This window comes from Mesobacillus maritimus (genome assembly GCF_019749255.1).
In the GTDB taxonomy this organism is placed as follows: domain Bacteria; phylum Bacillota; class Bacilli; order Bacillales; family Cytobacillaceae; genus Mesobacillus_B; species Mesobacillus_B maritimus_A.
Map to the genome: position 1 here is coordinate 58,492 of NZ_JACWFH010000020.1, position 22,196 is coordinate 80,687.

Below are 22,196 nucleotides of genomic sequence, written 5' to 3' on the forward strand. Positions count from 1 at the left end.
AGAAGAAAACTGTAGCGGAATCGAAAAATGGACGAACCACTCAGGCAAGCAGAACCTATTAATGAAAAGAAGGGAGACTGTCGGCATGTTACGAGACGAAATTATGAAAAAACTAGATGAAAAAAAGAAACGAATCATTGAGATTCGCCGCTATCTTCATGAACATCCTGAACTTTCTTTCCAAGAAGAACAAACGGCGGCTTATATTGCAGATTTTTATCAGAATGTTCCAGTGGATTCAGTGGAGACGAACTATGGTGGTGAACGAGGGATTGTTGTGACCATTAAAGGATCAAAACCCGGAAAAACAATTGCCATTCGAGCTGATTTCGACGCACTGCCAATTAAGGAAGAAACGGGGCTATCTTTTGCTTCAAAAAATGAAGGCGTGATGCATGCTTGCGGACATGATGCTCATACTGCTTACATGTTGATTTTAGCGGAGACACTAGCGGAGCTTAAAGACCAATTAGCTGGCACCATTAAAGTCATACACCAACCAGCAGAAGAAACCCCACCTGGTGGAGCAATCGGGATGATTAAAGCAGGCGTCCTGGATGGGGTTGACGCGATCTTAGGAATTCATGTGATGTCGAACATGAAAACAGGTACTATTTATTATCGAAGCGGAAACACACAAACTGGAAGAGCTTATTTTAAGATAGTGATTCAGGGGAAAGGCGGTCATGGGTCATCCCCGCATTTGGCGAACGATGCGATTGTGGCAGGAAGCTCGTTTGTGATGAATCTACAAACCATTGTAAGCCGGCGAATCAATCCATTTGATCCTGCTTCAGTGACGATTGGGAATTTTGATGGGAAAGGATCCTTTAATGTCATCAAAGATAGCGTCACGATTGAAGGAGATGTCCGAACCATGTCTCCGGAGACCAGAGAAATGGTTGAAACAGAAGTGCGAACCATTGCGGAAGGAATCGAAAAAATGTATGGAGTAAAAGCGGTCCTTGAATATAAGAATGACTATCCAGTGCTTTATAATGATCCTGAAATAACGGAGCAGGTGAGACAAGCTTTAGAGCAAGCTTCAATCCCAGAAGTGGAGGCAGTTTTGGAAACACCGCCACAGCCGCCTTCGGAAGATTTTGCTTACTATCTTGAAAAAGTACCAGGATGTTTCTTCTATGTCGGTGCAGCTCCTGAAACAGGGGAAGCTTACCCACATCATCATCCTAAATTTGAAATTAATGAAAAAAGCTTACTCATCAGTGCAAAAGCAATGGCCGCTGTGGTCGCTTCTTATTGTGATGGAAGCGAAAACTAGAAAAAACGGGAATGCGATACGGTTCCCGTTTTTCTGGTGGAGGATTATTACAAGCGAGCAGAAAGCTATTTATTTGATTCAATCGTTTCAATAAATTTTGCGATGGTTGTTGTTAAATAGGTATCGGCTCTTCTGATAAACACCGTTTTAATCGTGCTGTATTTTTGGGGCAGGGAATGACATTTGATGAGTCCATTTTGTTCCATATGGGTGACAGCTGACTTTGGAACGAAGGTAACACCTAGTCCCATGGTAACACTTTGTAAGATGGTTTCTAATGTACCAAATTCCATCACTCTTTTTGGAGTGATGTTTTGGTCTTCATACCATGTTTCAAGTCGCGCCCGGTACCCACACCCTTTGCTAAAACATAAGAATGGTTTCTCTTTCAACTCTTCTAAGGAGTTTGCGGCTGAATCTGAGATCAACACAAGTTCTTCTTGAAATACCTGGTGCGTAACAAGATCCGGATGAAAATCTGATTCTGTCACGAACGCCCCGTCTAACTTATGGTGTAGGACTTCTCTTTGCAGGGTTTCCGTAACCCCTGTATACACAGACAAATCAACATTTTGATAGTTTTTAATATAGCTAGATAGAATTTTAGGTAAATGGATGACCGTTTCAACTGTTCCGATTTCTAATTTTCCGGACGGTTCTGTTTGATTTTGAACAGCTTGTTTCATTTCGGCTGTTAACGATAAAATTTGTTGACTATACGTTAAGAGTTTCTTTCCTTCAGGTGTTAAACTCATCCCACGACGATGCCGATTGAACAAGGGGGTATTCAGTTCTGTTTCTAATTTATGTATGCGAGCGGTAAGATTCGATTGTACATAGTTTAGCTCCTTGGCTGCGCCCGTAATCGTCCCATGTTCCGCAACCGCTTGAAAAATCTCTAAGTCTTTAAATTCCATCTCGTATTTCATTCCCCTGTCTATTTTTCTATCGTTCTATGATATCACAAAAAGTGATGGCTGATTATCATCATTATTCATTTTACGCGATACCAAAAAGAATAGATAATGTATTTATTATGATTGAGGAAGGTAGGCAGATGTAAAGTGAGTAAAAATGTTTTGTTTGGAGCGATTTTATGTTTTATTGCTGCTGTTTCATGGGGGGCGATGTTTCCAGTTGCCCATGCAGCGTTCAAACATATTGATCCCTTTTATTTTACATTGATTCGGTATGGGGCGGTAACCATCATTTTGGTTGCATTATTATTCTGGAAAGAAGGCAAGCAGGCTTTCCGGTTGGAGGGCAAAGGGTTCCATTTATGGTTCTTCGGGACAATGGCCTTTACGGTTTACAATCTGTTAATTTTTTGGGGAGAAGATTTATTAGGAGAACCAGGGGTCATGGTTGCGTCGATCATGGAATCATTGATGCCGATGATATCGATTGTCATTGTCTGGATGTTTTTCCATAAACGTCCCCATGTTTTCACGTTTCTATGTGTACTCATCTCCTTTGTCGGTGCGATGTGTGTGATAACAAAAGGGGAGATGAGTACCTTTCTGCGTGCAACAGATGATTTTATTCCCACGATGCTAATTTTCGTTGCAGTAGTTGGCTGGGTGATTTATACAATGGGAGGAAGTGAGTTCAGCGGTTGGTCGGCATTACGATACTCGACGCTCACTTGTATTCTGGGCACGTTGACATCGCTTGTCGTGGTGATTGGAGCAACAGTAGTTGGGTATATTTCCATCCCAACAAGCGAAGTGATCTTAGCGACAAGCCCCCATTTATTGTTTATGATTATTTTCCCAGGGTTGATTGCCTTGCTTGGGTGGAACATTGGGGTGAGCATTTTATCCCCAATCAATGCGTTGTTATTCATTAACTTTGTCCCTGTCACGACGCTCTTGGTTTCGGTGGTTCAAGGTTATCAAGTCACAGTCTTTGACCTAGTGGGAACAGTCCTTATCATTGTATCGCTAGTATCGAATAATCTATTTGTCAGGTTACAAAAGAAAGCAGTCAAACATTCTGTTCAAACAAATTTGCATCAAAGGGTTTCGTAAAATAAGCAAGCGTCTTGTGCTACATTGTTCAATGTGGGAGCAAGGCGTTTTTTTATTGTCTTGATTGGTGTATCTAACTAAAGTAGCCTGGTTATCTGTTATATACAAGAACGCCTAGAGTAAGTACCTAAAAAAGATAATGTAGAGGCACTCAATCGCTTCCTTATTTCGAAACTCTCCTGGGAAGCTGCTTTCCCACAAACATGAAGCGTAGTCAATCTTGTTTGTAAATTATCTATATTGACCACACAAGTAATCGGGGGAGAAAAGGCAACTTTCTTTACACTTTTTTTACCTTTTCCTAGTCAATTTATTTATACCTCTCGTTTATTCTAAGTTTATCAACACTGAAAGGAAGATGATTGATGTCAGAGGTTATCCTGAAAGCAACCAATGTTTCTAAACTATATGGCAAACACAAAGCACTTGATAAAGTATCAATTGAAATACAACGAGGAATGATTTATGGCCTCATCGGGGAAAATGGCGCGGGAAAATCGACCTTCATGCGCACCATCATGGGGCTCATTTCCTTCAATGAGGGTGAGATCGAATTGTTTGGCGAAACGGGCGTGAGGGGCTTGCAACAATCACGAAGAAAAATGGGGCAATCCATTGAAACTCCAGCTCTTTATCCTGAATTAACAGCACGAGAAAATTTACGAGTACAAGCGGCCAACGGAGGTGTAGGCAACCGGGAAATTGAGAGTCTTCTTCAGCTAATGAACCTAAAGGATACCGGTAAAAAGAAAGTGAAAAACTTCTCTCTCGGCATGCGTCAACGTTTGGCGATTGCCTGCACGCTTATCACGAACCCCGAGTTTTTAATTTTAGATGAACCAACGAACGGGTTAGATCCTGCAGGAATTGTGGAAATGCGTGAAATCATTGTGCGATTAGTCAAAGAACGGGGAATGACTGTCCTGCTTTCTAGTCACTTGCTTGATGAGCTATCACAAGTTGCTACTCATTATGGAATTTTGCATGATGGAAAACTTATCCGTGAACTTTCAAAAGAAGAGCTAGCCCGCGAAACAAGACAATACATCGAACTAGAAACAACAGAGGTCCAAAAAGCGGTTGTTGTATTAGATGAATTAGGCATCAGAGATTATCAAGTGATCAATGGAACAGACATTCACATTTATGAACGATTAGATGATGTGGCGAAAATCAATCGTTCGTTGGTTTTAGCAGAGGTAAACGTACTTCGAATCGGGACAACTAGACAAAAACTTGAAGACTTTTTCTTACAATTAACAGGGGGAACTTACCGTGCTTAATCTACTAACAGCTGAAAAAATCAAATTAATACGAAGTAAAAAACTATGGATTGTGCTTAGCATTTTTGCTTTGTTCCCGATTTATCAAGTTGCCAATAGCCGATTGGCGGTTCATTACGGAACAGAACTAAACCAAGCGGTTGATACGGTCATCAATGGGGCGACAGGGGTATTAATGATTGAAAAAAATGGCTTAACGATTTTACTTGTGATGAGCGCATTTATAAGTTTCTTTATTGGGGAAGAATTTCAACATGGAACGATTCGAAATGCCTTGTCATTAGGAAGGAGCAGGACGCAGTATTATCTATCGAAATTAGTAGTGGCCTCATCCCTTACGCTCGTGGGTGTCACGCTTTTGACGCTAATTGGAATGATTGGCTATTCAATGGTGTATGGCTTCGGGGAAGTGGCTGGGATTCGCGATTATGTTCCGTTTGCGATAAAATCGTTTAGTACCCTCTATTTGTTAATTTTGGCTAATGTTTCAATTTATGTGATGATTAGTTTTCTAACAAATAGTAGTGGCAGCTCGCTTATTTGGAGTTTTCTCTATACCATTGGAACGGGTTTTGGTGCGGGAATCTTCCAGCAAACTGAGCATTTTAAGCATATTACTTTTTGGTTTACAGAAAGTTTCTTGTTTTATTCAAATTTTGCACATCCAGCGGACATCGCCAGATTCCCTGAAATGGCATTGGTGAGTCTGATCACCATTTTGCTTACATCTGCGATTGGAATGGTTAAGTTTAACTCAACAGATATCAAATAGGTGTGGTGATTATGGCAACCATATTAATTATTGAAGATGATAATGCAATTCATTCACTAATCAAAGAAACGTTAACTCTACAAGGGTTTCAAACGATAAGTGCCTATTCGGGGACGGAAGGGAAGTTATTGTTTGAACACCATCAGGTTGATTTAGTTCTGTTAGATAGGATGCTTCCGGGGATGAATGGAGAAGAAGTTCTTCAAGAACTCCGGAATCACTCGACAGTTCCGGTGATTGTGATTTCGGCTAAAAAGGAGCAAACCGAGAAAGTCGAGCTTTTGTTGAATGGTGCAGATGATTACATCACAAAGCCTTTCGATGTGAACGAACTGCTTGCGCGCATTCACATTCAATTGCGTCATACCTCAATCTCTTCGGTCGACTTGAAGAAAGAAATTCATTATAAAAATATCTATGTGAATTTAGACACGCGTGATGTGAAGAGAAACGACGAATTGCTTCATCTTACTGGACGCGAATTCGAGATTCTCATTCTCTTTCTAGAGAATCCCGAAAAAGTATTCAGTCGTGCTAATCTCTATGAAAGTGTTTGGAAGGAACCATATTTTGACGGCGTTAAGACCGTGAATATGCATATTAGCAATCTGAGAAATAAACTAAATACTGAGGAAACAAACTATATTAAAACGGTGTGGGGCATCGGATTTAAATTTGATTAGCGAAAGGAGCGTGAATGGAATGTGGGGATGGATTTTTGTCTTCCTGCTTTTTGCGCTTCTTTTTTATCTGTATTTCTTAAAAAAGGAATTGCGGAAATTGAAACAAGCTGTCAAGGACTTGCCTTCGAGATCCAGCTTTGGTAGTAGGCTCTCGCTTGAGTTTCGGGAGAACACTTTAATGGAGCTAGTGGAAGAATTGAATGCCATGGTGGATGAATTTGAAAACAAAAGCAGGCAAGCTAAACAAATGGAAGAGAATGTGAAGCTGTCAATCGCGGGCCTTTCTCATGATTTGCGAACCCCGCTTACGTCCATTAACGGCTATGTTCAACTTTTACGAACGACTTCAGACGAAAGCAAAAGGGAGAACTATCGAAATATCATTCAACAGTCGGTCAACCGACTCATAGAAATGACCGATCAATTTTATGATATTGCGCGTATGGAAACGAATCAGAAAGAAATGAACGTATCTTCCATTAGTATCTCCAACTTGGTCGAGGAAGTGTTTCTGTCTTTTTATGAACAATTTGAAGAAAAACACATCGAGCTAAATTTTCCTGAGCAATCACAAAACACGCAAATTATTGCCGACCCATTATTACTTTTGCGTGTTCTGCAAAATATCGTTCAAAATATCCTTCGTTATGCTAAAAGCAAAGCGGTTGTCAGCTATGAAACCGAGGAGAATTTTCTAGTTCTTACGATTAAAAATGACATAAAACCAGATAGTAAAGTGTCGGTAGAGAAAGTGTTCCTGCGGTTTTATACAGAAGTAACCAGTCGGACGAATACAGAAGCGAGTGGGTTGGGGTTGTATTTGTCGAAAAAGTTAGTTGAGAAGATGCAGGGGAAAATGGATGCTGAGTTGGATCATCAATGGTTTATTCTTACTATTCATCTTCCGCTTAACCTGATTCGGAGGTAATTCTTTTCTTACTATCAATTTATATTTAATTTATATTTCTCTCCCCGAAATAATTTGCCCTACCAGGTGTACCCTTTTTTTCGTCTGGGAATCTCAATTTTAGTGCTATTTCCCTTTATTTTTCACTATACTATAAATCAAAAAACCGCTATAATCTAAAAGAGGATTATCATTTAAATTAAGAACGAACATGCCAAACGACCTAAAATCTATTTTTGGAGCGTTTGGCCTCTTTTTCATTTGAATAAGGTATTGAATTTTCATACATTACGGGAGCGGCCTTTTTTTAGGCCGTTCCGATTTATATGGTATGACTTTTTCATTCTTAAAAGGGCTTGTTTTAAGTGTAATTCAGTTTTTTTGTTAAGGGGATGGAAAAATGAGATCATATAAAGTTACGTTAAGCTTGTTGTTAATGAATTTGTTCATTGCCTTTTTAGGGATTGGCCTTGTGATTCCGGTGATGCCAACGCTGATGAATGAGCTAGGCATCACGGGGACGGTCATTGGGTATTTAACGGCCGCCTTTGCGATTGCACAATTAGTCTGTTCACCTTTTGCGGGCAAAGCGGCTGACAAATATGGTCGTAAAATCATGATTGTCATCGGATTATTTCTTTTCGGATTCTCTGAATTATTGTTTGGGTTAGGGAAAGAAATTGAGGTATTGTTTGTGTCACGTATTTTAGGGGGAATTAGTGCGGCATTCATTATGCCAGCGGTCACGGCTTTTATTGCGGATATAACGACAAGAGAGACCCGGCCGAAAGCACTAGGATACATGTCAGCCGCAATTAGTACAGGATTTATCATTGGTCCGGGCATCGGTGGGTTTTTAGCTGACTTTGGCACGAGGGTTCCGTTCTTCTTTGCTGGTGGGCTCGGCACCGTTGCGGGGATCTTATCGATTCTGTTATTAACAGAACCACAACGATTAGAAGAGGAAGAGGAAACGTCTGTTTCCATGGAGAAAGCGGGGATGAGGCGAATTTTTACTCCGTTATACTTTATTCCGTTGGTGTTGATTTTTATTGCTTCGTTTGGGTTGGCAGCTTTTGAATCGTTTTTTAGTTTATTTGTTGATCATAAATTTCAATTTACACCTACTGATATTGCCATTGTCATCACAGGTGGGGCCCTTTTTGGTGCGATTGCGCAGGTTATTTTGTTTGATCGGCTCACCCGAATTTGGGGCGAAATCAAGCTGATTCGGTATTGCTTGATTTTATCAGCTGTCCTTGTCTTTATGATGACAGTGGTTCATTCCTATTTTGCGATTTTACTAGTGACGTTCATCGTATTTGTTGGTTTTGACTTATTTCGTCCAGCAGTCACATCTTATCTTTCCAATATTGCCGGGAATGAACAAGGATTTGTCGGTGGAATGAACTCGATGTTCACTAGTTTAGCGAATATTTTTGGTCCGATTATCGGTGGAATGTTATTCGATATCGATGTAAATTTTCCATATTATTTTGCGACGGTGATCTTAATCGTAGGGATTGGATTAACGATGCTTTGGAAGAAACCTGTCCCTGTTAAGCAGAGAGCGGCCGTATAAGAAATTTGAGTTAAGCGTGAATTCCATTGTGAATTCACGCTTTTCTTTTTGGGGCCATTTTTCCGATTCCCGAAGTTTCCACATTGTATATTTTTTGATAATTTAAGGAAATTTAAGGTTGTATGTGATGGGAGAGGAGGATATTGTGGTGATTCGTATGAGAAGGCGTCCTTTAAGAAAAAAAGCAAAAGAATCAGAAGTACATCAACAGAGTTCTACTAAGGATATTCCTTTATCAAAGAATCTTGAAGAAAATATCCGGTTTTTCTCCTCTTTATACCAGGAAAGTTCAGACGTGATTTTACGTTCTTTTGTGATTGGGAACAAGCATGCAGCTATTTTTTATATCGAAGGATTAAGTGACACTCAAAAGTTGGACGAACAAGTGCTTGAAACGTTAATGAAAGAGAATGAGTTTGATGAAAGTGATTTCTTGTGTTCAATCAAAAATCATTTACCTGTTTCAAATATAAAAAGGGCTTCTACGTTTTCTGCATGTATTGATGCCGTTGCTAATGGAAACCCCGTTTTGCTTTTTGATGGCTATGAAGAAGCGTTCTCTTTGGGATTAGTGAAATTTGAAAAACGCTCGATTGAAGAGCCACAGGCTGAAACCTCCATCCGAGGTCCTAGAGAAGGGTTTACAGAATCTTTAGGGGTCAATACCTCTTTAGTGCGACGGATTATTAAAGACCCGGCCTTGAAAATGAAAAGCATTCATGTTGGCAAATATACAAAAACCAAGGTTGTGATTTCTTATATTGAGGGATTAGTAGACAAAATGTTGATTGAGGAAATTGAAAACCGACTAAACCGGATTAACATTGACGGAGTGTTAGAAAGTGGGTATATTGAACAATTTATTGAGGATCAGCCTTATTCCCCGTTTCCACAGTTGTTGTATACAGAGCGTCCAGATGTGGTTAGTGCAAACTTACTCGAGGGCAGGGCTGTTTTAATGATTGAAGGGACCCCGTTTTCCTTGGTTGCGCCTGTGAGTTTTTTTAGTTTATTTCAATCACATGAAGATTATTATGAACGGTTTTGGATCGGACTTTCGTCCGAGCCTTGCGGTTTTTATTTTTAACTATTGCCTTATTCCTTCCGTCTTCCTATGTAGCGATAACCACGTTTCATCAAGAGATGGTACCAACAGATTTACTATTGAGTATTGCTTCTTCCAGAGAAACTGTTCCTTTTCCTGCATTTGTGGAAGTGATGATCATGGAGATTGCTTTTGAAGCTTTAAGGGAGGCTGGAATTCGTCTTCCTAAGCAAGTCGGTTCCGCGGTTAGTATTGTTGGAGCACTTGTCATTGGACAGGCAGCTGTTCAAGCAGGGATTGTGTCTGCACCTATGCTGATTGTTGTAAGTATTACAGGAATCGCTTCGTTCATGGTTCCACGCTATTCAGTGGGTCTTGCCATCCGATTGCTAAGGTTTCCAATCATTCTGTTAGGAGCATCCTTGGGGTTAATCGGTGTGATGCTTGCACTGATTTTAATCATTATCCATCTATCCACGTTAAGATCATTTGGAGTTCCTTACTTAAGTCCAATTAATACGCTACAAAAACATCCGTTTAAGGATACGATTTTCCGTTCTCCTTTATGGAAGATGAAATCACGGCCGCATTTCACTGGGAATTATAAAGAAAAACGACAAGGAACAAACTTAAAGCCTGGTCAAAATCAAGCCGGAGACTAAGATGAGAATGGGGGGACATGCTTATGTTGGAAAAAGGAAGAATTTCAAACATTCAAATGGAGTTTATAATGGTTCCAACCATTATTGCTACCGGGGTGTTGTCGATTCCTTCCATAGCGGGAAGGTTTGCTAGGCATGACATGTGGATGACTCCCATCATTGGCTCTGTCATCGGTTTCATCACCGTTTTTATTGTTTGGAAACTTCATCAATTGTATCCGAAGATGACTCCCATTCAATATAGTGAAAAAATCCTTGGAAAGGTTGGCGGAAAGCTTTTTAGTTTTGTCATTGTTTTCTTTTATATCCATAATACAGGAATCGTGATCAGACAGTATTCAGATTTCATCACGGGGAATGTGCTGAAGCAAACACCAGCCATTATTTTTTCCATTACCATCTTGTTTGTCAGTGCATTAGCTGTGCGAGGGGGAATTGAGGTCATCGCAAGGTCTGCCGTTATCTGCACAACTATATTTATGATCACGTCTCTTGCGCTCCTATTATTAATCAAGGATCTTGAATTGGGCTACATGCTTCCTTTATTAGAGAATGGGTGGCTTCCAGTTTTGAAGGGGAGTTTCATTCATAATGCGTGGTTTAGTGAGTTCTTTCTACTGGCTTTTATCTTTCCTTTTGTCCACCATTCAGCTAAAAAAGGGTTAAAGTCTGGAATGAAAACCTGTCTTTACGTGATGCTCATTCTTTTCTATGTTCACTTTTTTGTACTCACCATGCTAGGCGTTTCATCGGTCAATCAATTTTATCCTGTTTACTCGGTTGTCCGTGCAATTCGTGTGTTTGGATTTTTTGAGAATTTCGAAGTTATTATTACCGCGTCTTGGGTTCTCGGGAATTTTGTAAAGGTTTCCGTTTTTCTATATGTGGCTAGTTTAGGTCTTGCTCAGCTATTTAATCTTTCTGATTATCGGCTTATCGTGTTTCCCTTAAGTCTTCTACTTTTTCTCTTTAGTTTTTGGGATATTCCTAATGTAGTCGTACTAGTAGATTATATGACCAAAATTCAGCCGTTTTATTTTGTAAGTGTTCAGACGGTTCTCCCCCTATTTTTACTGTTAATTGCTTTAGCACGTAAAAAAAGGAGTGATCATGTTTGAAGAAAAAGCTTTTTTGTATTGTCTGTTTTTGTTGTACCATTCTTACTGGGTGTTGGGACCGTGTGGAAATGCAAGATCTCGCGATTATTACATCAGCTGCCATTGATGTTTTAGAAGATGGGAAAACAAAAATATCCGTTCAGTTATTTATTCCCCGCTCTATTTCTTCTGGAGAAACAGGAGAAGATGTAAGTGCGGCTTCAACGTTTGTTCGAGAGGGAACAGGGAGTAGTCTTGCGGATGCGATTTCTATTTTACAAAACAATGTACCGAGAAGATTGTTTTGGGGGCAGTGTAAGATTTTTATCTTTGGAGAGGAACAGGCTAAAAACGGAATCCGCAAGGAAATTGATTTGTTGGCTCGCCAATCGGGTCCAAGAGGAAATTCCTACCTTTATGTAAGTAAAGGAAAAGCAGCGGAAATCTTAACATTAATCCCTCCTCTGGAAAGGTATTCAGGAGAGGCGTTACGAAAATTATCAGAAGATGAGCTTGGAACGAGTACGACATTAAAAGATGTTGATATTGGCTTAATGGGAGAAGATGAAAGTGTGTCTATGCCCTTTATCAAACCATTAAGTTCAAAAGAGCATTCAAGGAAACCTTATGAAACAGTTCCTATCATTGATGGGGCGCTGTGTTTAAAAAAGATCAAATGGTTGGGACCTTAGACAAAAGGGAAACTCGAGGCTTAGTGTGGTTCAAGGACGAGGTCAAGAGGAGTACGCTGTCCATTCAATTAGAGGGGGAAGAGGGCGATATTACGATGACTCCGACGTTAGGAAACATCAAATTCAAACCTAAAATTAAAGGAAATCAATGGATTATGAACTTAGACTTGGCTATACAAGGAGACATTGTCCAAAACGAGACTCATTTAAATCTGATGAATGAAGAGGTTCTTGAGAAAATGAAGGGGAAATTTGAAAAAGCTTTACAGGAGCGAGTGGCCGTAACAGTTGAAAAACTTCAACAAGATTATAAGGCAGATGTCATCGGATTTGGAAGGAGGTTTCATCAAAAATATCCAAAGCAATGGAAGAAACTAAAAGCAGATTGGGATGAAAAATTCCCAGAGGTAGAGGTCAAGATCCATGTGGATACGAAGATAAGAAGACCTGGATATATCGGCCCGCCGGCAGCACTACCAAGAGACGAGGTGAAGCAATCATGATAGGTGAGTGGAGTATCATCTTGTTGGTCCAAGTCCTTATTTGGATGATTGTCCTTTTTGAATGGAAGAATCTCAAAAAAGCCTCGAAAGCGAATAAAATCACATTTGCTTCAATCTTAATATTGTCTATGATTTTATCTTTTGCTAAATTAGAATACCTCCCTGGCCCCATTACCCTTCTTCATTACATATTTGGGCCATGGGGATGGTTTATGGAGTGACGTTTATGGGTGACGTTTATTGGGTGACAGGCACCTTCCAATTTTTGGATGGTGCCTGTCACCCGTTTTTGTTAGAATGGAGATTATAGCAAATTTTCTTTATTTTTCCAATTTACGTTCTGTGTATACGATCATTTCGAATAAGGTTTAATAAAAGAAAAGGGGAGAAGATAAAGTTTACTATAAAAAAAGGTAAGTTTAATGTTAGACCCGTGGCGTCAAACATTTGCATTTCAGCAACAATCAATGAAGATGTACCATAGTTCAAAATGAGATACATACAATTTAGGGATATTAATTTATTATTTGTTCGTATATTTATATAGAATACAAAAATGTACATTTACGATTATCTAAGGAGGGGTAAGTTTGGATTTCTTTTTCTACCTTACGATTATTGTTGGCTTTTCTCTTATCTATTATGGATATGTTAAAAAATCAGAAAATGACGTTAAAAAGAAGGAAATAGAGTTAGAAGAAAAAAAGATAGAGTTGGAAATGAAAAAACTAGAGTTTAAGAGTAGAGAGTAAGAATAAGGCGAGCGGTATTAAGAAAACAAACAAGGCATTCATTTAAAAGTCAAAGGCCAATATCCGAACGAATGAAATCTAATTAGTCGTTTTTTTATATAGAAAAGTCGTAATAAATGCCTCAAACATTCCGTTGACTTTTCTAATGCTCGATTTTATAATTAGACTATATTTTTACATAAAGGAGGATTATAAACATGCAATCTGTCAGACTTCGTTTCGTAGCTTTGAACCAGTAATTGAATACGGTCAAAGACTCTGTTTGTGTAAACAGAGGGAACGGGATTAGTCTGTCCTTTTATAATCTTCATTACGTATACAGCTGATTAGATGAAGAAAGGTGGATTGCTCTGCCTTTCTTTATTTTTGTAGAAAAAGTCACTTGTTGGGTTTTTTCTTTCTCGTTTGCTCAAAACCACAAATCGATGTCTAAGGAGAGCGTATTTAGATTTACTGGGGAAATCACGTAGTAAAAAAATGAAATTTAAAAAAGGTCGTGAATGAGATGAACTCAGTAAATGAAAATCGATTTGAACATTGGAAAAAGAACATTATTTTGTTTTTAAGTAGTCAAAGTATCTCGCTTTTTGGCTCGGCTTTGGTTCAATATGCCATGATGTGGCATATTACGCTTAGTACAGAATCAGGAATGATGATGACATTATTTATTATCTGTGGCTTCATTCCAACTTTTATTTTATCTCCATTTGCCGGAGTGTGGGCAGATCGGTATAACCGAAAAATCTTGATTATTTTAGCAGATGGCTTAATTGCAACTGCTACATTGATTCTTGCGATTGTATTTATGCTAGGATATGATGCGGTATGGTTGCTCTTCCTAATGGCTGCGATTCGTGCAATTGGAGCCGGTATTCAAACACCTGCAGTAGGGGCGATTTTGCCGCAAATTGTACCAAAAGATAAGCTAACGAAAGTAAATGGTGTCAACGGTAGTCTTCAAGCCGTTATTATGTTTGTTGCTCCGATTGTAAGTGCTGGACTTTTATCATTTGCTACACTCGAAGCCATTTTCTTTATTGATGTGATAACAGCAGCGATTGCCATCGTCACCTTGCTTGGTTTTCTAAAAATTGCTGCTCATCAAAAAGCAGAAAATCAACAAGCAGTAAGCTATATTAATGATTTTAAGCAAGGGGTTACGTATATAAAAAATCACCAATTTTTAAAACAGTTATTTTTATTCTTTGGTGTGTTTTTCGTCTTAATGGCACCAGCAGCCTTCCTGACACCCCTTCAGGTAGCAAGAAGTTTCGGCGACGATGTTTGGCGTTTGACCGCGATTGAAATTGCTTTCTCCGTTGGCATGATGGTTGGTGGGGGAGTTATTGCTTCTTGGGGTGGATTTAAAAATAAAATTCACACCATGACCCTCGCAAGTCTCCTTATGGGAGTTTGTACGCTTGCACTTGGTGTCGTGCCAGTGTTCTGGATTTATTTACTTTTCATGGCGGTCTTCGGAATTGCCATGCCTGTATTTAATACGCCGACAACGGTTTTGCTTCAGGAAAAAGTCGATGAAAGCTATTTAGGAAGAATTTTCGGTGTGTTTGGAATGATTTCCACTTCAATGATGCCAATCGGCATGCTGATTTTCGGTCCATTGGCCGATATTGTCAAAGTCGAGTGGCTGTTAGTTGGAACGGGTGTATTGATTCTCATCCTTTCCCTCTTCTTAGGAGGAAATAAAGCATTGCTGGAAACAGGAAAACCGGTGGTGGAAGAACCGGCTAAATAGGAATCTTCAGATAGAAGGTCAATAGCATATAGTGTCAGAAAGGGGTATCCAACAATGGATACCTCTTTTTTGATGTTTACTTAGGTGACTTACTTGGGTGCCCACTTAGGTGACAGGCACCTTCCAAAATACGGTTATTCCTCAATTTCCACATACTCACAATAATTCATGCTATTTTGTTCATTTCCTGATAGGAAGTGGATTGGGAGATCGTTTAGGTTAATAAATGGATAAGGGGAAGGGATGTTCTTTTTGTAGTGTTGATAACTGCTATAACGATAATCTTCCATTTTAGTTACTATCGGTGTTTTTGTATTGATTGGGTTTCGGTGAATGTATTTACTAACTTGGAGGACATCCATCGGGGACAAAGTTGGAGAGCTATTAAACCGTTGTTGGAAAACATGGCCTACGTGATTGTATTTTTGATTAAAGTAGGCAGAGTACCGCTTATTAAAGATGCTCATGATTTTAGATAGGCTGACATGTTCCGATTTTAATAAAAAATGATAATGGTTGGTCATTATGCAATAGGCGCTAATAGAAAAAGGATAATCCAAATGAATCATATTCAATAACCGAAAAACCTCTATCATATCCAAATCGTCCTGAAAAAGATTCTGTCGGTTATTCCCTCTAGAATAAATATGGTGGTAGGCATACGGGACCCAAATTCTAGGTTTTCTTCCCATTTACATTCTCCTTTCAAGTGGGGGTTATGCTTGATCTTTTTAACTTTGTGGAATGGCTTGATTCTATGTTATAGAGGTACCAGGGGGGATGTATGTAGATTAATAGGAGGTTATTAGGTTCCTATATTTACTTTTATCATACCTACACGTAGGGGATATTTCAATTGTATTTTTAAGGATTTCAACCATTTCATTTCCGTAAGCGTCATTTATACGTGAGATGGATAAATACCAATTTCCGGATGGTGCTTGTCACCATTTTCTGAAAACATGTTGACAAATTACTTGGTTAGTTGTATGGTTAGTTACATAAGTAATTAACCATTTAACGAAGGAGCCTAACATGAAAAATACCTTGGATGATAATAAGCCAATTTTCCTTCAAATTAAAGAACAAATTGAGGATTCCATCATTAATGGGGAATTCAATCCAGAAGACAAGGTACCGTCCACCAATGAATTTGCTAGTTTTTATAAAATTAATCCGGCAACAGCCGGAAAAGGAATTAATGAACTTGTTGCCGAGGGGATCCTTTACAAACGAAGGGGTGTTGGAATGTTTGTGACAGAAGAGGCAAGAGACATTTTAATTGAAAGCAGAAGGAAACTTTTTTACGAGAAGTTTATGCTTCCTTTAAAAAAAGAAGCAGAGAAACTTGGAATGAACAGAGAAGACCTAATACAAATGATGAGGAGGGATGATAACCATGAAGATTGAAGTAAAAAATCTATCCAAAAGGTATAAAGACCACGAGGCATTAAAGAATGTTTCTTTTACGTTGGATGAACCGAAAATCTATGGCCTACTTGGCAGAAACGGGGCAGGGAAAACAACCTTTATGAACATTCTTTCCGGTCAGATTCTGGCGAGTGGCGGAGAAATCTTAATTGATGGAGAGAATCCGTTTGATAACCAGCGGTTAACCGAATCTATTTGCTTAATTAAAGAAGGCGATAATTTTAAAAAAGATTTAAAAATCAAGAATGTCTTAAAGATCTATTCGTATTTTTATCCGAAATGGGATCAAGAGTTAGCGGATGAATTGATAAAAGAATATAACCTTAATGTAAATGCAAAGGTCAAAGCACTCTCTAAAGGAATGGAATCTGCGCTTGGCATTATTGTTGGCTTAGCGAGCAAAGCACCTATTACGATTTTTGATGAACCCTATATCGGTTTGGATGCACCTTCACGAAAAAGATTTTATGAGATTCTTCTCGAAGAATATCAGATGGAGAAGAGAACAATTATTTTTTCCACACATCTTATTGATGAAGTAAGTTTATTGTTTGAAGAGGTTTTAATCTTAAGTGAGGGTTCATTGGTGCTAAAAGAAGAGGCAGAATCCATACGAGATAAAGCATGTGCCGTTTCCGGAAAAAAAGGGGAAGTAGAGAAGTTTATTCAAGACAAAGACGTTTTAGATAGAAAACAATTTGCGGGAATGATGACGGCTTATATATTTGGAGATGGGGAAGAGGCAAGAGCGAGTGGGCTTTCGGTGGAAGGGGTACCGATTCAGGAACTAATGATTGCCTTAACTTCACGGAAGAAAGGGGCTTAAAGAATGGGCAGACAAGTAAAAGGGTTATTGTATTTCTTTCTCACGGATATTCGATATTCTTTAATGATTTTTTGGAGCATATTATTAAGTATTCTCGTCCTATCTTTATGCATTTCATATTTCTTAATTGGCGTTGAAAATGGAAACTATTATTTATCGCTTGATATTCCCATTTATGTGTATTGTGCGATTTTTGGATTTTTGACGGTTAAAGAGTCGATTCCGTTTGCCATTAAAATAGGGGCGACGAGGAAAAACGTATTTGTTGCACTTGGTGTATTCTTCCTAGGATTGGCTGTTGTTAAATCAGTTATAAGCAGCACGTTGCAATTGGTGACCTTGGCTTTTACAGAAGCGACAGGTGTTTCTACTTTTAACTTTTTGTATCTGTCTCCTCTGATGGAAGGTTCATGGCTTACGCGAGTGATCATTGACACAACTGTCATGTTTTTCTTAATCTCCATCATGTATATCTTTGGTTTGCTGTTTTATAAAGCAGGGTTAGCCGGTGGAGGGATTGTAGCAGGAATTCTTATCCTCATTCTGTTATATGGAATTGCAGAAGGCTGGCTCCTAGAATTCTTTATCAATCAATTTATGGAACCTCATCTTTCATTCTTTTACCAGTTGTTAGGAGTTGGATTGGTCCTTTATGGGTTGACTTACTTTTTTATCCGAAATATTACCATTATTAAAACGAAATAATTGTTTGATGGGAGAGGATGTATAGATGAAAGAGATTAAATGGGGAAGCCCAATAGGGGTCGCATGTGTTGGCGTATTTCTTGGAGGGTTAGGACTCTTTTTCAATGCGGTTTGGAGTAACTTTCTTTAAGTGACTTCTTTAAGTGACTTCTTTAAGTGACAGGCACCTTCCAGTAACTGTAAATAACTAGCGTATAAGAAAAACTTGCGAACAGTGCCGATAGGCACTGTTCTCTTTTTCCATTTATCTGGATGGTGCCTGTCACCCAAAAGGTCACCCCTTGAGGTTATACCCACGTTCCCCATAGGGTTGTAATGTTTCGAGCCATTTTTCTTCAAGCGCTAGTAATGCTTCTTTTTCGTTGAAGTAAGGGTCATCTGTCTTTTTCAATTTTTCAAGTATTTCAATCGTGAATGCATCTTTCCCGTATTGGTTCCATTCTTTTTGTAGCTCTTTGTTGGTTGTATATGAATTGGTTGCTAGCATAAATTTGATGCCGTTCAGTGTTTTAAAGTTTTTCGTACTGCCAATCAATCGTTTTTGGTTGATTGTATTCATAATTTGATAAACGCCTGCTTCTACAGTTGTTTCTTTAAATTGTTGTTTTAACTCTTTTTTGCGTTCCATGTTTTTCACCTACTGTTCTCTATTTACTGTGTTACCCAATAGCGACTTCCATCCGATTGCCGGTCTAAAAATCCGTAATCCACTAAATATCTTCTAATTAAAATATAATCCTCATAAAAACCTTTTAAGATTTGATTTAATTCTCGTTCATCATAGATGTAATCCTTTTTTAAATGGGTAGATATTTCTCTAAGAATCACAAGTCTTTGTTTTTCTTTTGGCGGAAACTGAGTCAATGCTCCTTTAGAAAAGTATTTCGTCACAATTTTTTCTTGTTCTTCTAGAGTAATGTTGTACCGGTCATCTACCATTGTCGCCGTTTGATGCACTGGTACAAAAGCGGGTGCGTACTCATCCTTTTCTTTTAATAATTCCATCAAGGCTAAAAAAGTCTTAGCCTGACGTTCTTTTTCTTTTAAAGCAAAACGATGATGACGAATTGTGGAGGCACTACCGATATCTAGTTCTTTTTGAATTTCTTTGTCATTTTTGCCCTGATAAAAAAGAGAGAGTAGTTTCTTTTGGTGGTCCGTGAGACCTGTGAGTTTCTTGTCCATAGCAAGTAAATAGTTAAATACAGATTGATGGGCCATTTCAATATGAATGCGCATATACCTTTCGGCTTCGTAGAATTGATTTTCAAAAGGGTAAACAATTCCTTTTTCAATTTTTTCTCCACATAATAGACAAGTAAAGAAACCATTTTCTTGAATATATCCAGATTTCAGTTCTTCCAAGCTGGCACTCCAAAAAGCATCTGAAAGTTCCATTAGATCATCACTTCCTAATTAAATTAAACATAAATAGACTTTGTTTGTATTCCTATAAACATCTTACAATAATGTTTGGGAATAATCAATAATAACAAACGGATGGTTTGTGTATTTGTATATATGTAAACAAATCAATACTATGTTCAAAAAACTGACCGTCATATTTGGAGTAGGAGCGAGTGAGGGATCTCCATTTCATGTAGGTAAGAACCGGTGTATGTACCTTATTCCCAGTGAAAAATTATGTTTATATCGTGATAAATTTTTCAAATCACTGTGTAGAGATATTGGTCCTTTTATGACCAAAAATATATGTCGCATGATACGTCTGCCATCTGAAATATATATTTTTGGAGATGGCAGGATGCATAGCGAAACAAGATTACCTAGGAACGGGAAAGAATTTATAGTGTTTTTAGCAATCGTTTCAATTCTTTCAGTCAATACGATTGCACCTCTTATTATGGGATTTAAATTTGGATTCAGTAATGAGGTCTATCTAAATACGATGAAAGTGATTCCGTTTGTCTGGCTTTGTGTGATTGTATTGTTTCCTTTTGTTGAACCCGCTTGTGACAAAGTTGCTTGCGAAGTTTACGTCCCCAACAGATGGATTTAATGTTCGAGTACTCTTCACCAACTTGTTCTGTGTAACCATCCAATCCGTACTCTTAACATTATTGGATCATGGATAGGGATGAGAGAAATTAGCTTGGAGCCATTAAAAACATTCTTCTACGATTGGCCACGTAACTTTGTCATCACCTCTTGGATTGAAGCATTGGTAGCACAGCCAATTGTCCGATTCGCCATGGTAAAGTTGCATGCAGCCCAAGCACGTAGTACAGTTAGTGCTTAATAAAGGCTTGTTTCAACCCCTAGCCGACTGATTATAGTAAATCAGTCGGCTTTCTTCCTATTTTTTCATATTTATTTATCATCGATTAGTGTGTAAAACTTTTTGTTTCAGGGAACAATGTGGATGAAAACAAATTCTTTTATTTAAAAAGCAATTTGCATTCGAAGAAAATATTTGGTATTATTTGGAAGAATTATTTTTGTTTGTTCGAAAGGCACGATAAGTGTTACAACTTTCGCCTGTAGACCTAAACAAGGATAGTACACAACACAATGCGTGCAAAGCACCAAGGAGGAAATAGTTTAATGGAACAAGGTACAGTTAAATGGTTTAATGCAGAAAAAGGGTTTGGATTCATCGAGCGTGAAGACGGAGATGATGTATTCGTACATTTCTCAGCTATCCAAGGCGATGGCTTCAAGTCTCTGGACGAAGGCCAAAAAGTTACGTTTGAAGTAGAACAAGGTCAACGTGGACCTCAAGCTACTAATGTACAAAAGGTATAATCACCCAATAGATAAAAAAGACTCTCATGCAGAGTCTTTTTTTTATGGAAAATAACCACAAAAAACCCCGCTCAAAAAAAGAGCGAGGTCTTTTGCAAACAAATAAAGCAAATGGTAGACAAAGTATAACATAAGATGTTTTGTATTCCAAATTTTCCCTTATATTTTTGTTCAGCATGCCCCATATAAATGCTATGGAAGGAAATACTCTACCACAATCCAGAGGAAAAGGGGCCCAAGCAAGCCTGACCCTAGAAGGAAAAGGCATTTTTATAAAGCGAGGACTAAACTCCAAAGTCCTTCTATAAGGATGGTCCCGACATTAAAGAGAGAAAGCTAAGCCGTTAGTTGTTTTGTGTTCCAAAAAAGTCATTAACCATGTCATTGAAATCTTCAAAAAGACTATCATTATTTTGACCAGTATTAATAGTATTTGCATAAGTGTTCAACTGATCGTACAAATCAGGATTGGCTGAAACGTATACTTCATGTATTTTTTTATCAGCTTCCCTTACTAGGTCCGCAACCTTTTGCTCGTATTCAGTAGATACTTTACTATACCTAGATTTTGTGTTGTTATCGCCAGTTTTATTACCAGCATCGTCATTGTTTGTATTTCGATCTGCACCTTGTCCATTCATATCGCCATTATTGTTTTCGTTTCCTTCGTCTTTATTGACGCTTGTAAGCTTAAGAGCTACATAGGCATCATTGTTTGCAATAATTACATGAGCGTCATCCACTCCCTGCATTTTTTCTACCTGCTGCTCCGCACGTTCTGAGATGGTAAGGGTTTTATGATTCCGATTTTCATCAATCACCCTTGTTCCTTCATTATTATTCTGTACCTGTTGAGTACCATTGCCATTGTTGTTGTCGCTTGCTGAATCATTATTCCCAGCACAGGCTGTAAGTGATAATGTTAAAACTGCCGTCCCAAAGATTACCCAACTTTTTTTCATAGGTTCCACTCCTTTTCTTTACTCTGTTCTTATGGTGACAAAATTGGGTGAAACTATTCGTAATGGAAGTGCATTTAACAGTAAATGAGAGGAAAAGACATAGTAGCCATGATTTTCTGTAGGAGCAAATCGTATACGTTTTTTGCATCGGAGCCATCGGTACATATTTTTAATGTATTGTTCGCGGTATGTAAGAGGGGACCCATGCTTCCTATTGGACATTTGGAACTTAGAGTAAAGGTCGAGTAGGGAAGTAGGTGGTAAATCTGGCTCGCGTGATGGTGAGGATTTAGTTTCTTAGAGGTAATTATTTTTTAGGAAATCGGGAGAGTTTACAAATATTAGACCACGTTAAGGTGACAGGCACCATCCAGAATATGGATGGTGCCTGTCACCTAACACTAGCCTTGCATGGGTTTAAAAATTTACCATAATTTCAAAAAAATGTATTTACACACAA

At 38.5% G+C, this 22,196-nt stretch carries 24 protein-coding genes and 1 pseudogene; 20 read left to right on the forward strand and 5 right to left on the reverse strand.

What is annotated here, in order from left to right:
• Positions 1-85: 85 nt before the first annotated feature.
• Positions 86-1,282 carry a M20 family metallopeptidase gene (locus H0185_RS15595; RefSeq protein WP_221874438.1) on the forward strand — a complete coding sequence of 399 codons (1,197 nt, stop codon included), beginning with the start codon at positions 86-88 and terminating at the stop codon, positions 1,280-1,282.
• 65 nt (positions 1,283-1,347) lie between these two features.
• Here H0185_RS15595 and H0185_RS15600 read toward each other — a convergent pair whose 3' ends face one another.
• The gene (locus tag H0185_RS15600; protein WP_221874462.1) at positions 1,348-2,199 is read right to left on the reverse strand and encodes a LysR family transcriptional regulator; all 852 of its coding nucleotides are present in this window, start codon (positions 2,197-2,199) and stop codon (positions 1,348-1,350) included.
• Between the two features lie 147 nt (positions 2,200-2,346).
• On the opposite strand from H0185_RS15600, the gene H0185_RS15605 reads away from it, so the two are divergent.
• From H0185_RS15605 to H0185_RS15665, 13 genes and pseudogenes are all read left to right on the forward strand, one after another.
• Complete coding sequence (locus tag H0185_RS15605) at positions 2,347-3,312, forward strand: DMT family transporter (protein ID WP_221874439.1); 966 nt, start codon at positions 2,347-2,349, stop codon at positions 3,310-3,312.
• A gap of 365 nt (positions 3,313-3,677) precedes the next feature.
• Complete coding sequence (locus H0185_RS15610; protein WP_221874440.1) at positions 3,678-4,595, forward strand: ATP-binding cassette domain-containing protein; 918 nt, start codon at positions 3,678-3,680, stop codon at positions 4,593-4,595.
• Positions 4,588-5,367: an ABC transporter permease gene (locus H0185_RS15615; RefSeq protein WP_221874441.1), complete on the forward strand. Its 780-nt coding sequence runs from the start codon at positions 4,588-4,590 to the stop codon at positions 5,365-5,367. The genes H0185_RS15610 and H0185_RS15615 overlap by 8 nt, the downstream gene beginning before the upstream one ends.
• A gap of 11 nt (positions 5,368-5,378) precedes the next feature.
• Entirely contained in the window at positions 5,379-6,050 is a 672-nt protein-coding gene (locus H0185_RS15620) for a response regulator transcription factor (protein ID WP_221874442.1), read from the forward strand.
• A gap of 19 nt (positions 6,051-6,069) precedes the next feature.
• Entirely contained in the window at positions 6,070-6,978 is a 909-nt protein-coding gene (locus H0185_RS15625) for a sensor histidine kinase (RefSeq protein WP_221874443.1), read from the forward strand.
• Positions 6,979-7,357: 379 nt separating this feature from the next.
• Complete coding sequence (gene norA / locus H0185_RS15630; RefSeq protein WP_221874444.1) at positions 7,358-8,539, forward strand: multidrug efflux MFS transporter NorA; 1,182 nt, start codon at positions 7,358-7,360, stop codon at positions 8,537-8,539.
• Between the two features lie 157 nt (positions 8,540-8,696).
• A pseudogene (locus H0185_RS15635) lies at positions 8,697-10,246 on the forward strand (spore germination protein).
• A gap of 23 nt (positions 10,247-10,269) precedes the next feature.
• Complete coding sequence (locus H0185_RS15640) at positions 10,270-11,364, forward strand: GerAB/ArcD/ProY family transporter (RefSeq protein ID WP_221874445.1); 1,095 nt, start codon at positions 10,270-10,272, stop codon at positions 11,362-11,364.
• On the forward strand, positions 11,361-12,035 hold the full coding sequence (locus tag H0185_RS15645; protein WP_221874446.1) for a Ger(x)C family spore germination protein: 675 nt from the start codon (positions 11,361-11,363) through the stop codon (positions 12,033-12,035). Before H0185_RS15640 ends, H0185_RS15645 begins: the two co-directional genes overlap by 4 nt.
• Positions 12,020-12,538: a Ger(x)C family spore germination C-terminal domain-containing protein gene (locus tag H0185_RS15650; protein WP_246629233.1), complete on the forward strand. Its 519-nt coding sequence runs from the start codon at positions 12,020-12,022 to the stop codon at positions 12,536-12,538. Before H0185_RS15645 ends, H0185_RS15650 begins: the two co-directional genes overlap by 16 nt.
• Positions 12,535-12,759, forward strand: a complete 225-nt coding sequence (locus tag H0185_RS15655; protein WP_221874448.1) for a hypothetical protein — start codon at positions 12,535-12,537, stop codon at positions 12,757-12,759. The genes H0185_RS15650 and H0185_RS15655 overlap by 4 nt, the downstream gene beginning before the upstream one ends.
• Positions 12,760-13,128: 369 nt before the next feature.
• Positions 13,129-13,290 carry a hypothetical protein gene (locus tag H0185_RS15660; protein WP_221874449.1) on the forward strand — a complete coding sequence of 54 codons (162 nt, stop codon included), beginning with the start codon at positions 13,129-13,131 and terminating at the stop codon, positions 13,288-13,290.
• A 505-nt stretch (positions 13,291-13,795) separates the two neighbouring features.
• Positions 13,796-15,046 (forward strand): MFS transporter, encoded by a 1,251-nt coding sequence (locus H0185_RS15665; protein ID WP_221874450.1) that lies wholly within the window; start codon positions 13,796-13,798, stop codon positions 15,044-15,046.
• A 134-nt stretch (positions 15,047-15,180) separates the two neighbouring features.
• Here H0185_RS15665 and H0185_RS15670 read toward each other — a convergent pair whose 3' ends face one another.
• Positions 15,181-15,738 carry a transposase gene (locus tag H0185_RS15670; RefSeq protein WP_221874451.1) on the reverse strand — a complete coding sequence of 186 codons (558 nt, stop codon included), beginning with the start codon at positions 15,736-15,738 and terminating at the stop codon, positions 15,181-15,183.
• A gap of 343 nt (positions 15,739-16,081) precedes the next feature.
• Here H0185_RS15670 and H0185_RS15675 point away from each other — a divergent pair, with 343 nt between their 5' ends.
• The 3 genes from H0185_RS15675 to H0185_RS15685 are packed head-to-tail and all read left to right on the forward strand — an operon-like array spanning position 16,082 to position 18,008.
• Entirely contained in the window at positions 16,082-16,456 is a 375-nt protein-coding gene (locus H0185_RS15675) for a GntR family transcriptional regulator (protein ID WP_221874452.1), read from the forward strand.
• Entirely contained in the window at positions 16,446-17,303 is an 858-nt protein-coding gene (locus H0185_RS15680; protein WP_221874453.1) for an ABC transporter ATP-binding protein, read from the forward strand. Before H0185_RS15675 ends, H0185_RS15680 begins: the two co-directional genes overlap by 11 nt.
• A gap of 3 nt (positions 17,304-17,306) precedes the next feature.
• A complete protein-coding gene (locus H0185_RS15685; protein ID WP_221874454.1) occupies positions 17,307-18,008 on the forward strand; it encodes a hypothetical protein in 702 nt (233 codons plus the stop codon).
• A gap of 274 nt (positions 18,009-18,282) precedes the next feature.
• Here the strand turns inward: H0185_RS15685 and H0185_RS15690 are convergent, their stop codons facing one another.
• Positions 18,283-18,636, reverse strand: a complete 354-nt coding sequence (locus tag H0185_RS15690; RefSeq protein WP_221874455.1) for a GIY-YIG nuclease family protein — start codon at positions 18,634-18,636, stop codon at positions 18,283-18,285.
• Between the two features lie 23 nt (positions 18,637-18,659).
• On the reverse strand, positions 18,660-19,406 hold the full coding sequence (locus tag H0185_RS15695) for a DUF2087 domain-containing protein (RefSeq protein WP_221874456.1): 747 nt from the start codon (positions 19,404-19,406) through the stop codon (positions 18,660-18,662).
• Between the two features lie 367 nt (positions 19,407-19,773).
• Here H0185_RS15695 and H0185_RS24510 point away from each other — a divergent pair, with 367 nt between their 5' ends.
• From H0185_RS24510 to H0185_RS15705, 3 genes are all read left to right on the forward strand, one after another.
• The gene (locus H0185_RS24510) at positions 19,774-20,028 is read left to right on the forward strand and encodes a hypothetical protein (RefSeq protein ID WP_343223159.1); all 255 of its coding nucleotides are present in this window, start codon (positions 19,774-19,776) and stop codon (positions 20,026-20,028) included.
• 93 nt (positions 20,029-20,121) lie between these two features.
• Positions 20,122-20,268 (forward strand): hypothetical protein, encoded by a 147-nt coding sequence (locus tag H0185_RS24515; protein ID WP_343223160.1) that lies wholly within the window; start codon positions 20,122-20,124, stop codon positions 20,266-20,268.
• Positions 20,269-20,573: 305 nt separating this feature from the next.
• Positions 20,574-20,774 carry a cold-shock protein gene (locus H0185_RS15705; RefSeq protein WP_221874457.1) on the forward strand — a complete coding sequence of 67 codons (201 nt, stop codon included), beginning with the start codon at positions 20,574-20,576 and terminating at the stop codon, positions 20,772-20,774.
• A gap of 344 nt (positions 20,775-21,118) precedes the next feature.
• Here H0185_RS15705 and H0185_RS15710 read toward each other — a convergent pair whose 3' ends face one another.
• Complete coding sequence (locus H0185_RS15710; protein WP_221874458.1) at positions 21,119-21,736, reverse strand: YhcN/YlaJ family sporulation lipoprotein; 618 nt, start codon at positions 21,734-21,736, stop codon at positions 21,119-21,121.
• Positions 21,737-22,196: the final 460 nt, after the last annotated feature.